This window comes from Azospirillum sp. TSO35-2 (genome assembly GCF_003116095.1).
GTDB lineage: Bacteria > Pseudomonadota > Alphaproteobacteria > Azospirillales > Azospirillaceae > Azospirillum.
Map to the genome: position 1 here is coordinate 54,221 of NZ_LGRA01000005.1, position 12,372 is coordinate 66,592.

7 protein-coding genes are annotated in these 12,372 nt (G+C 68.1%); 1 reads left to right on the top strand and 6 read right to left on the bottom strand.

Features of this window, described 5'->3' with window-relative positions; all coding sequences use genetic code 11:
• Positions 1 to 12: 12 nt before the first annotated feature.
• From TSO352_RS01190 to TSO352_RS01215, 6 genes are all read right to left on the bottom strand, one after another.
• On the bottom strand, positions 13 to 1,335 hold the full coding sequence (locus TSO352_RS01190; protein ID WP_109105581.1) for a UDP-glucose/GDP-mannose dehydrogenase family protein: 1,323 nt from the start codon (positions 1,333 to 1,335) through the stop codon (positions 13 to 15).
• A gap of 80 nt (positions 1,336 to 1,415) precedes the next feature.
• Positions 1,416 to 4,055: a glycosyltransferase gene (locus TSO352_RS01195; protein WP_158284499.1), complete on the bottom strand. Its 2,640-nt coding sequence runs from the start codon at positions 4,053 to 4,055 to the stop codon at positions 1,416 to 1,418.
• A 467-nt stretch (positions 4,056 to 4,522) separates the two neighbouring features.
• Entirely contained in the window at positions 4,523 to 6,763 is a 2,241-nt protein-coding gene (locus TSO352_RS01200; protein ID WP_146210688.1) for a glycosyltransferase, read from the bottom strand.
• Positions 6,764 to 7,151: 388 nt separating this feature from the next.
• Positions 7,152 to 9,140 carry a glycosyltransferase family 41 protein gene (locus TSO352_RS01205; protein WP_109105584.1) on the bottom strand — a complete coding sequence of 663 codons (1,989 nt, stop codon included), beginning with the start codon at positions 9,138 to 9,140 and terminating at the stop codon, positions 7,152 to 7,154.
• Positions 9,137 to 10,660 (bottom strand): tetratricopeptide repeat protein, encoded by a 1,524-nt coding sequence (locus TSO352_RS01210; protein ID WP_109105585.1) that lies wholly within the window; start codon positions 10,658 to 10,660, stop codon positions 9,137 to 9,139. Before TSO352_RS01210 ends, TSO352_RS01205 begins: the two co-directional genes overlap by 4 nt.
• Before the next feature lie 80 nt (positions 10,661 to 10,740).
• Entirely contained in the window at positions 10,741 to 11,565 is an 825-nt protein-coding gene (locus tag TSO352_RS01215) for a class I SAM-dependent methyltransferase (protein WP_109105586.1), read from the bottom strand.
• A gap of 304 nt (positions 11,566 to 11,869) precedes the next feature.
• Between TSO352_RS01215 and TSO352_RS01220 the strand changes: the two genes are divergently transcribed.
• Entirely contained in the window at positions 11,870 to 12,148 is a 279-nt protein-coding gene (locus TSO352_RS01220) for a helix-turn-helix domain-containing protein (protein ID WP_109105587.1), read from the top strand.
• The last annotated feature ends 224 nt before the right edge of the window (positions 12,149 to 12,372 follow it).

Consider the following 12,372-nt stretch of genomic DNA (forward strand, 5'->3'; position numbering starts at 1 on the left):
CCGGTTAGGGCATTACTCAGCAGAAGCCGGCGTCGGCCGACCGATGGAGCTGTAGGTGAATCCGACCTTTGCCATGTCCTCGGGGTTGTAGATGTTGCGCAGGTCGACCATCACCGGCCGCTTGAGCATCGTCTTCACCCGACGCAGGTCGAGGGCGCGGAACTCGTTCCACTCCGTCAGGATAGCGACGCAGTCGGCGCCCTCCAAGGTGCCATAGACGTCCTTGGACCATTCCACGCCGGGAAGCAGCTTTTCGGCCTCGTGCATCGCCGCCGGGTCGAAGGCGCGCACCGTGGCGCCGGCCGCCTGCAGGGCGGGAACGATGTCCAGCGACGGGCTGTCGCGCATGTCGTCGGTGTTCGGCTTGAAGGCGACGCCCAGCACGGCGACGATCTTGCCGTCCACCGTTCCGCCGCAGGCGGCGATGATGCGCTCCGCCATCTGCTTCTTGCGCTTGTCGTTGATGTCCACCACCGTCTCGATGATGCGCAGCGGGCTGCCGACCTGCTGGGCGGTGCGGACCAGCGCCAGCGTGTCCTTCGGGAAGCAGGACCCGCCATAGCCGGGGCCGGGGTGCAGGAACTTGCGGCCGATGCGGCCGTCCAGCCCGATGCCGCGCGCCACGTCGTGGACGTTGGCGCCGACCTTCTCGCACAGGTCGGCGATCTCGTTGATGAAGGTGATCTTGGCGGCCAGGAAGGTGTTGGCGGCGTATTTCGTCAGCTCCGCCGTCTCCAGCGAGGTGATGACGATCGGCGTCTCGATCAGGTAGAGCGGCCGGTACAGCCGGCGCATCACATCGCCCGCGCGGTCCGAGGTGGCGCCGATGACGACGCGGTCGGGCCGCATGAAGTCGCCGATGGCCGAGCCTTCGCGCAGGAATTCCGGGTTGGAGGCGACGTCGAACTCGGCGTCGGGCCGCACGCGGCGGATGATCGCCTCGACCTCGCGGCCGGTGCCGACCGGGACGGTCGATTTGGTGACGACCACGGTGTAGTGGTCGAGATGCTGGGCGATCTCTTCCGCCGCGCCATAGACGTAGGACAGGTCGGCGTGGCCGTCGCCGCGGCGCGACGGGGTGCCCACCGCGATGAACACGGCGTCGACGCCCTGCATCGCTTCCCGCAGGTCCATGGTGAAGGACAGCCGGCCGGCGGCGACGTTGCGGGCGACCAGATCGTCGAGGCCGGGTTCATAGATCGGAATCTCGCCGCGCTTCAGCCGCTCGATCTTGCCGGCGTCCTTGTCGACGCACGTGACGTGCACGCCAAATTCCGAAAAGCAGGCGCCGGAGACCAGGCCGACATAGCCCGTGCCGATCATCGCTATGCGCATAACATCAAAACTCCAAACCTTCGTCCAAGCCCGCCGGGAGGCTGTTCTAGCACCCGGAACTTCATCTCTCTACGACGCGATTACAGCGCGATCCTTCTGAAGGGTTCGTCCAAGCGATTGAAAGCCGGGCTGTAGAAGGGGTCGTCGAGTGCCGCCCCCCAAGCCGCCACGATCCTGTTCAGGTTGTTCCGGTGGCTGTCGAGCCCGGCCTGACCGGACAAGTAACCGCGGGTTTTCGATTCCAGATGGTACAGGCAGACCGCGGGGTCGTAGGCCACCCGCCAGCCGGCACGCCGCACCGTCAGGCAATAAACGATGTCGTTCCAGTCGACCGGCCAAGCCGGATCAAAGCCTTTCACGCCCTCGAACACTGACCGGCGGGTGACCATGCAGGCGCCGGTCACAGCGGCGGCGGTGCGCAGCACAAGGTTGCGGCCGAGATAGCCGCCCTCCTCCCCGCGCATCCCGCGCCCGTCATGGACCGCCCCCTGCTCAAGGCTGGTGATCACGCCGGCGTGCTGGATGCTGCCGTCGCCGTAAAGCAGGCGCGCGCCGACGACTCCGACCTCGGGCAGCTCGAGCGTCGTGACCGCCTGGGTCAGCCAGCGGGGATCGGCGGCCATGGTGTCGTCGTTGAGGAAGACCAGCACCTCGCCGCTCGCCTGTTCAGCGGCGAGATTGTTCATCTGCGCCCAGTTGAAGGGACCGCGGTAGGGCAGGACGTCGACGCCGCGCTGGGCCTGCATGGCGGCGATCAGGGCGACGCTGTCGGGATCCTCATTCTCATGATCGATCACCAGGATCTGCATTGGTCCCGGATAGGCTTGGCGCGTGCGCAGCAGCGAGTCCAGGCAGTTGCGCAGCAGGATCGGCGCGTTTCGGGTCGGCACGATGACGCTGACTGCGGGAAAGTGGACCGGACGGAACGCGATCTCGCAAGGCTCGACCAGCGTCTGGCCGGTTTCCTCATGCTCGCTGGCCACCCGCGTCCGCCGCACCTCGGCCGCCAGCCCCCACCGCTCGGCCCAGGCCTCCACCGCCTCGGAGTCACCCACCAGCAGCCGGGGCAGACCGTCAATGTCGCGCAGGTCGACCGGTTGCTCCAGGCTGTAGAGCACGGACGGGATGTGGCGGATGGCGCCCGCCACGGCGCAGTCGGACAGACGGAGCATCAGGTCGTGCAGCCCAGTCAGGGGTGCCCCGTCGACCAGCGCGTAGGCCTTCAGCAGCGCGTCCGCCGTCACCATGACCATCGGGCCGGCATAATCATAGGCCAGCAGCATCACCGGGTCGAAGCCGGGCTTGAACACCGGAAGAAGCTGCGCCGGCTTGCCGTTGTGCGGGGCGAGCCTGACGTCATGGTCGCTGTAGGCGACCGAGCCCGGACTGGCGGACGTCGGCTCCGGGGTCGGCTCCAGGGCTGCCAGAAAGGCGGCCAGGGCATCCGACCGCAGGGTGCCGGCACGGCCGACCACCAGATGGGCAGCGGCGGCGCGGGCAGGATGACCGGCGAGGAGACGCGGCACGGAGGCCGGTGCGGCCATCGTCAACCGGCCTTCGGCCTCCAGCGGGCGGAGCAGCACGCGCACCTCGTCGCCGAGACGGTCCTCGTCGGCCAGCACGGTCAGCGTCCAGCGATCGTGCGACTGCCCCTCCAGCGAGGCGAGCAGGCGGCGCAAGGGAGCCGGAGCAAGAGCCGTCTCCAACAGGATCACGTTGACGGTGACGTCCGCGGCGGCGCGGGCCGCCGGCCCGGCCAGCGGGCGATGGCAGGCGAGAATCCCTTGAGCCGCCAAGGTTCCATAGGCCGACAGCGGCGGACTGATGTGCCGGAGCGTGTACGGCATCTGCCGTTCGAGATTGGTGAGCAGCTCCTTCACCGACTGGATGGCGGTCAGCATCCGGCTGAGATCGTCGAGGGCCGCCGGCAGGTTGGTCTTGACGTAGATCTCCGAGCCGAAGGGCGCTTTGGACTGGGCGTCGCACAGCCGCAGCATCGCGCCGCGGGCGGCGAGCTCGGCGTAGGCGGCGGAAATGTTGAAGGCAAAGCCGCAGTCGCCGCTGCCGCCGATGCGGTCGCCCAGGCCGGAGACAAAGCGGTCGCAGCGCACCGCCCCGATGAAGCGGCCGCCAAGATGCAGCTCCAGCACGACGCGCTCGGAGGCATCGCTAGCGTTAGCGCACCAGCCCGACACGGTACCAGCACCGTCGTGGGAGGCTTCGCCGATCAGCTGGCGGGTGGGGGCCAGCGCCAGGGCGGTGAGCCGGCCCTGCAGGCCGGAGCGCGCCAGCCACTCGGCTACCGCTGCGGGCAGGCCGCTGCGGAAGGCCTCGTCGCGCAGGATGGTCAGCAGCCAGAAGCGCCAGGAGCGGCTGCTGGCAAGCTGCTCTTGGGATGCCGCCGACAACGGCAGGCGCTCCAGCGCCCAGCGCGCCAAGGCGTCGTCCGGCGCCGGCGCCAGGGCGACGTGCGGCAGCATGCGGTTGCCGGACAGGCTCTCGACGACCCCGGTCAGGAACTCCCCACGCATCAGGTAGCTGGCGAGGAATTCGGCCGGCATGCAGTCGGTGGCAGCCGTCAACTCCTGGATGCTGTGCGGGTGGCGGCCCAGGAACAGGCGGTAGCCGTTGAAGGCGTCCTCAAGGTTGGTGGGTGCCGGGACGTCCGGCGTTCGTGAACGCGCCGCGCCATCCGGGACGAGAGTGAGACCGCCATCCATATCCGTGCCCCCAGCCATCCGCCCACTGACGCGCCATCAACCGCCACGCGGCTGTGCCGGTGCTTGCCTGTGCCCCGCACCCGCCTTTCGAACGCGGCTCCCCTCGTCCCCACTGTGCCGCGATCCCGGTACGGCGGACGGCATCCTTCAAAAGTCTGAAGTTAGCCCGCCAAATCTATATCGAAAACAATTAAACAAAATCAACCCTCATGTGTGCGTGCGCAGACGATGTCATAGCCTGGGAGGGGCATGTTCTGGTTGGTTGTCTGGAAGCAACTATGGAATTTCATTCCGCATCTTGGAGTATGCTTGTTCAGCGCCAAGCGCAACCAAAGAGTGGGCGCATGAAACATCCCGTAGGTCTTAAAAGGAAATTTCTTAGGATTTTTTGACATTACTCAAAGTTCATATGCGTTGTTGTTAGGACGGCTGCAAACTCGCCAACCACAACTCAATGACCGGGTGCTTTAAATGGTGCCGCCTAAGATTGCGTTTAATCGGTCGGCGTAAAGCCCCTGCAGCGCCGTGCGGCCAAAGCGGCGGCGCACGAAGGCCGCTCCGGCGGCAGCCCGCCTGTCGGCCTCGCCGCGGTCCTCCCACACCCGCCGCATAGCATCCGCCGCCGCCGCAATGTCGGGCTCGAACCATTTGGCGCCGGGCGTCACGTTGATGTATTCGTCGATCTCCAGGTAGCGCTCCCGGCCGTCTACCAGAAAGGCGGTCTCGTCGGTCATGTAGTCGAGGTTGGCCGAATAGCGCGACGCGATCACTGGCTTGCCCATCATCATCGCCTCGGCCATCGTGTAGCCGAAGCCCTCGGCCCGGTGCAATGAGACGTAGCAGTCGCACACGCGCATCTCGGCCAGGGAGGCGGCGTAGGCCAGCTCGCGGTCGTGCACCACGATGCGGCGGTCGCCGCGGACGAGATGGTCAAGGGCGAGCTTGTGCGCCTGGTCGGCGACGCTCCGGTTGGTCTGGCGGTGGCGGATGTGCAGGACCAGCCGAACCCCACGGTCGCGGGGGAAGGCGCGCTGGAAGGCCCGGGCCACCGCCAGCGGATTCTTGCGTGTGTACCAGCTGCGGGCGTCGAAGCAGAAATAGAAGGTGAAGGGCACGTCCGTCGGTCGTTTCCCGGCCGGCTTTCCCGGCGCCAGTCCTCTCAGTACCCGCTCATCGACACAGTTGGGCAGGACGTGGATCGGCCCGTCGAATTGGGCCGCCAGGGCCCGGGCGCAGAACTCCGACATCGTCCACACCTCGTCCACCATCTCCAGCGCCAGCCGGGCCGAACAGGGCAGGGCGCTGGTCTCCCACAGGAAGAAGCCGATGTTGTAGGCGCCGGAAAAGCGCTCCAACCCATGGTTGACCATGTCGCTCGGCACGCCGAGCAGGCCGAAATGGATCAGGTTGACCGGATAGAGCTCCTCACCAGCATGGCGGCCGGGCAGCGTCATCATCGGCATCGTCACGCCGAAGCCGGCGTCCTGCAGGATGTCACGGGAGAACAGGGCGTTGCGGCTGATGCCGGTGCCGCCGTCGAAATAGCCGAACAGGTTGACGCCTTTTGCCTGCGGCGAGCGCGGCAACTGCCGCACCAACGGCGCGCGCTGGCGCTGGCACAGCGCGCCAAGGCTCAGTGTCTCCGCCGCCGGCACCCCCAGGCGGGCGTAGAAATAGGCGAGCCCGGTCAGGAACCGGCCTTCATGACGGACCGGGGCGTCAAGCAGGGCGCGCACCGGCTCGGTCAGGAACAGGTCGTCGAGATTCCAGCGGATCAGCCACAGCGAGATCGCCAGCAGCAGCGGGAACAGCGCCCGCTCGTCGCGCGCATCGAAGGCGGCGGCCAGCGCGGCGTCCTGGGCGTGCATCCCGGCATAAAAGCGCGACAGCAGCCCAAGGCGGTCGATCATCGCCGGCGCGTTCAGCTCCTCCACATGGCGGGGGGCGAGCGCGTCCTTGGGCAGGCGGGCCTTGCCGAACATCCAGTGGGTCAGATCGCACAGGGCGTCGATCTCGTTTCCTGCCGTTCCGCCCGCCCGTGTCTGGTAGGCCGAGGAGAGACGCGAGCGGAAGACGCCGACGGCGTCCTCCTCGCCTGACGCCAGATGGGCCCGGACATCGGCCGGCAGCGGGCACCAAGCATGGTCGGCGAGGTTGAAGCGGTCGGCACACTGCACCAGGAAGCGGGTCAGGTCGGCGGCGGTGCGCAGGTGGAAATTGCGCGATTCCTGCAGCCGGTGAAGCTGGTGCGCTACGAAGGCGCCGACGGTCAGTTCGGCATCCTCGAAACCGTCGGCGGAGCGGATCAGCCGCGCGTCCTCCAGACGATCACGGCCGCGCCTGGTCTGGCCCGTGGTTTTGGCGAGCGCGCTCAAGCACAGGGCTTTGCGCTCGGGCGTCATGCCGGACAGCGCGGTGTCGATCACCGCCCGATGGCGGCTGGTGACAAGGGGGGCGCCCGGGATCGACGTCGTCGTCCCATGGATCCGGACGTCGACGATGCAATTTTCCGCCGACAGCAGGCCGCCGGGCAGGGGAATGTTGAACGCCAGAAAGCCGTTGCGCTCCGGCAGTCCGGCCAGGGCCTCGTGATGCTCGTCGCAGGCATGGGTGCCGAGAAACCGTCCGTCGACATAGAGGTCGACCAGGCACTCCGCCGCCGGGGCGGTCTGGTTGTGCAGCCAGCCATAGACCGCGCTGGTGCTCACGAGTTCCAACCGGCCCTGATAAGTGGTGATCGCATCGGTGGCGGCTGTAATCGGGCTGATCGCGTTCACCGCACTTCTCCCAATTCAGCCAGCATGCTGTGCATCGCACGACATCCGGTTGGAGCCGGTCCATAAGCATGCAACCCAAGGAAAATCAAAGGGGGGTAAATGGTCTCAAAAAGGTTAGATCTCGAATTAAAGGTCGCCATATGATCAGCCGCGTCAACAAAGAAACACCTTTAAGGACAAATGTTACCAAAATTATTGAAGGGCGAGTTAGCCCTTTTGCGCTCTGCTACAATCCTGAAATAGAAAGTGCGGCGGATCGGCGCGTCATAAGGATGGATGGAAACGGCGCCGGAGGTGCTTCGGCCTCCGGCGCCGCTCCTCATACGGCCGGCAGGATGAAACCCTGTGGCGGCTGGCCGGCGCAGTGCAGAGACCACATGACCTGATAGGCGCGCTCCAGGTTGCGGGTGAAGCGGCGGCTGTCGAACAGCGGCGCCGTCATCCGCCCGTCCTCCAGCCGGCGGCGCAAGCCGGTGCGGCGCTCCGGGTCGCCGGCGAGCGCCACCGCCACCTCCTCGTACTCAGCCAGCGACCGCGTCACCGTGTCGGGCAGGCCGGCGGCGTTCAGCAGGCTGGCCGCCACCCGCGAGGCGAAGCTGTCGCCCAGGCAGGTCACCACCGGACAGCCGGCCCACAACGCGTCGCTGGTGGTGGTGTGACCGGTGTAGGGCAGGGTGTCGAGGCCGAGGTCGGCAACGCGGTAGCGGGCGATGTGCTCGGCCAGTGGGCGTCCGGGGGCGAAGACCAACCGCGCTGGATCGACGCCGTGGCTGGCGGCGGCCCGCTTCAGGTTGGCGGCGGCCAGCGGGTTGGCCTCGAACAGCCACAACACGGCTCCGGGGACGCGCTTCAGGATGCGCATCCACACCGCGAACATCGCCGGGCTGATCTTGTAGGCGGTGTTGAAGGCGCTGAACACCACGCCGGTCTCGGGCAGGCCGCAGTCGGCGCGGCTGGGGATGCGGTCGGGCAGCGGGCGGTGGCGGTCGTTGATCTGGTAGGCGTCGGGCATCAGCACCAGCCGCTCGGCGTAGAAGGGCTGGTGTTCCGGCGGGGTGACGAAGCGGTCGCCGATCACATAATCCATGTGCGGGCAGCCGATGGTGCCGGGATATCCGAGATAGCTGACCTCGATCGGCGCCAGCCGGCGTGACAGCAGGTCCAGCCGGGTCTGCTTCGTGTAGCCCTTCAGGTCGACCATGATGTCGACGCCGTCGTCGGCCATGCGGTGGGCGACGGCGTCCAGCGGCACGCTGCGGATGTCGCGGAAGCGGTCGAAGGCCTGGACCAGCCGCCGTCGCATCGGGCTGCCGTCGTCGGGGCCGTAGGAATAGGCCAGCACCTCGAAGCGCTCGCGGTCGTGCAGTTCGAACAGCTCGGCCGCCAGATAGGCGGTGGCGTGCTCGTGGAGGTCGGCCGAGACGTAGGCGACGCGCAGCCGGCCGGCGGAGGCGGCCGCGCGCGCCGGCATCGGCGGGGATGCGGCGCGCTTGACCAGCCGGTCGAAGAACAAACGGGCGGAGCGGTGCTGCTGGGCCGGCGTGGTGTCGATCGACAGGGTGGCGAGCGGGATAACGACACCGGCGTCGCGGTCGATGGTCTCGCGCACCCGGGCGCACAGCCGGTCGTAATCGTCCCAGGCGCAGAGCGTCTGCTGGAGATAGAGGTGGTAGCACAGCGCCTCGGTCTTGACCGGATCAAGCGCCACCGCGCGGGTGTAGGCCGTCTGCGCCTCGTCCAGCCGCCCCAGCTCGCGCAGGACGTGGGCATGGCCGAGCAGCGCCTCGCCGTGGGCGGGAGCGGCGATGAGCGCCCGGCGCAGGGCGCGGGCCGCCTCGGCCACCCGGTGCCCCTCGCGCAAGGCGACGCCGAGGTTGGCGGCGGCAAGCGCGTCGACGGGCCGCAGCCGCAGCGCGCGGGCGAAGTCGGTCGCCGCCCCGTCGCGGTCGCCCAGCGCCAGCCGGGCCGAGCCGCGGTTGACGTAGCCCTCCGGCGTGGCGGGGCCTAGCTGGACACAGCGGTCGTGCGCTTCCAGGGCTTGCGGGATGCGGCCGAGATGCTGGAGCACGGTGCCCAGGCTGCCGTGGCTGTCGGCCAGATCCGGCCGGGCGGCGATCGACCGCCGCAGGATGGCTTCGGCCTCCTCCGGGCGGTTCTGCTGCATCACCACCACGCCCAGCAGCTGGGTGACCTCGCCCTGATGGGGGAGCGTGTCCAGGATCGCCCGGCACACCCGCTCGGTCTCGGCCAGCCGGCCGGCCCGATAATGCTCCAGGGCCAGACGCACGGCTTCGTTGAGCGTGATCATCGCGCCCCCCCAGCCAGCGCCGCGACGTCCGCCGTCACCCGCCCCATCGCCTCGGCCCAGTCGCCGGGACGCGCCTGCCGGAACAGCCGCATGGTCGGGTACCAGGGGCTGTCGAGCCGGTCCCGCATCCAGCGCCAGTCGGCGAACCATTTCAGCACCACCCACACCGGGCGGCCCATGGCGCCGGCGAGGTGGCAGACCGAGGTGTCGCAGGTCACCACCAGATCCATGTTGGCCATCACCGCGGCGGTGTCGAGGAAGGCATCGGGACCGGCGTCGAAATCGGCACCCAGCTCGGTCACCCGCACGCGGTCGCGCAGCCGCTCCAGATGGTCGAGCCCCGACACCTTCTGCAGGCTGTAGAGCCTCACGCCAGGCAGCCGGCTCATCGCCTCGAAGCATTCCAGCGGGATCGACTTGCCGGTTTCGTTGCCGTGCCAGTTGATGCCGATGCGCAGGGCGGCGGGCTCGTCGCCGTCCAGCCGGTCCAGCCGGGCTTTCCAGGACGCCGCCAGTTCCGGCTCGGCCCGCAGGTAGGGGACGCCGCCCGGCACGTTGTCCGGCGTGGTGCCCAGCCGGTGCATCAGGCTCATCAGCGAGACGTGGTAATCGTAGGCCGGCAGCGGTTCACCGAAGGCGACCAGCCCGTCCAGGTCGGGGGCGGTCGACAGCACGCGCTTCAGCACCGGCTGGCATTCGTAGACGACGCGGGCGCCCATGCCCTTCAGCACGGTGGCGTAGCGGATGAACTGGAAGGAATCGCCCAGCCCCTGCTCGAAATGCACCAGCAGGGTCTTGCCCGCCAGCGGCTGGCCCTGCCACAGGGTGCCGGGCATGTTGCGCTTGCGCCAGACCGGCTGTTCCAGCCGCCCTTCGTAGGCGACGGTGCCGTTGGGGTAGTCGCCGGCCATCAGCAGGCAGGTGCCCAGGTTCTTGCGGTATTCCGGCTTGCCGACGTCGATGGTCAGGGCGCGGCGGTAATGGCCCGCCGCTTCCGCCGGGCGGCCCAGACTGAGGCTGACGGCGCCCAGGTTGTTGTGGTTGGTGGCGACATCGGGTTCGACCAGGATCGACAGCCGGTAGGCGGCCCGGGCCCGTTCGCCGTCGCCGGTGAACATGAAGACGTTGCCCAGCATCAGCAGCGCGCCGGGATAATCCGGCTTCAGGCGGGCCAGTTCCTTGTAGGCCAGCAGCGCATGGTCGAGCTGGCGGCGGTCGAGCAGGATGTTCGCGAAGGCGTTCAGCGCGTCCGGATAGTCGGGCCGCAGCCGCAGCGCCTGGCGCAACGCCTCCAGCGCCTCGTCGGTGCGGCCGGCGGAGCGCAGGCACAGGCCGAGGTTGCCGTGCAGGTTGGCGAGGTCGGGGCGCTCGTCGATCAGGCGGCGGAAGATGGCGGCCGCTTCCTCGAAGCGGCCGGCCTGGAACTGGGTCGCCCCGGCGTTGAAGGCCTCGATGAAGGCCGGTGAGAACTCGGAAATGACAACCCCCAACGCTTCGCCGCGCGGATGAACCCGTCGCACGGAACCGCGGCTTCTTACCCCAAGACGCCGTCCGTCAGCAATGGACCGTTGCCCGCGGCCGGCCGGGAAGCGCCGGCGTCTCAGCCCTGCGGCCGGGTGCCGATGGCGGCCCAGGAGATCTCGTTGACCCAGGCCAGCCGCACCTCCTGCAGCCCGGCGCCTTTCATCAGCGCCTCGACCTCCGCGCGCGTCCAGTAGTTGGCGATCTTCGGCAGCATCTGGTCGAAAACGATGGAGCGCAGGTGGGCGAAGTCGAAGCGGCGGATCAGGCGGAAATACTCCAGCCGGTCCAGCCCGAGCCGCAGCGCCAGCCACAGCACGGCGGTCGGCGCCAGCGACAGCGCGTGAACCAGCCCGATCGGCAGGCGGCTGAACAGCGCCTTGCGCAGCGGGTCGGCAAAGCGGACGATCCAGCCGTTGTTCTCGCGGCCATAGACCCAGACCATCACCCGCCCGCCCGGCTTCACCGCGCGGACCATGTTGGCGAGCGCCAGGTCGGGATGGGCCAGATGGTGGATGACGCCGATCGAGAAGGCGAGGTCGAAGCGCTCCACCTCGTCCAGCTCGTAGGCGCTCTGCCGGCGCACCTCCATCGTCGGATGGGGCGCCAGCGTCGCCCGCGCCGAGGCGAGGCTGCGCTCGTCGATGTCGATGGCCAGCCCGCCGGCGGCGCCGTAGCTCATCGGCCAATGGCTGTTGCGCCCCATGCCGCAGCCGACGTCGACGAAGCTCATGCCGCGCCAGTCCTGCGGCGCCATGAAGGGCGTCCAGCGGCGGAACTGTTCCTCGTAGATGCCCTTCAGCTCGGCGTAGCGGCCCCATTCGTAGCCGAAGCGGTCGGCCGACCCGCTGTGCACCGCGGAGACGGTGTCGGGGGCGGCGGAAGGGGGCGGCGCTTCGCTCATCGCGGCGGTCCGGTGTCGTGGTGGGGAGGGGGCGGGCGGGAACGAGTCGCTATCGGTAGAAGCCACAGGGCGGGCTTGTCAAGCAAGGCGGCTGCGAGACAGGCGGCGACGGGGCGGGTTCCTCCCGCCGCCGGGGGCGGCTACCATGCAGTCCCTTTTGCGAGATGAAGCGGCCCCCATGCTCGTACACGCTGCCCGACAAGTTCGGTATTCCCGCCAAGCAACGGGCTGGGAGGAAAGTAAGGGGGGAGCAGCAGGCACCATTTGAATTGAACGAATCATGAACAAAATGTAGACTTCTGGCATGGTCCAGCGGAGCTACACATACCGGCTTTATCCGAGCAAGATCCAGAGCGCGGCCCTGACGGAGATGCTGGGCGTCTTCTGCGATCTCGACAACGCCGCCCTCCAGCAGCGCATCGAAGCCTGCAGGCGTCAGCACAAGACGCTGCGCTATCTCAACCAAGCCAGCGAGCTGAAGGCGGTGCGCGCCGTCGACGAGCGCTTGGCTCAATTCAGCTATTCCGCCGCACAGCAGGTGCTCCGCCGCCTGGACAAGGCCTTCACGGCCTTCGCCGTCTGAAAGCCAAGGCCAAGGCTGGCTTCCCGCGGTTTCGCGCCAAGAGCAGCTTCGACAGCGCCGAGTTCCGCGTCGGCGACGGGCTGACGATCCGGAAGAGCAAACGCCGCGGCGTCACCGGCATTTCCGGTGAGATCAAGGTGAAGTGGCACCGTGACCTTCCGGCCTCCGCCAAGATCCGCTCCCTGTCCTGTTGCGCTCCATCAGGTCGACATCCGGCGCTACAC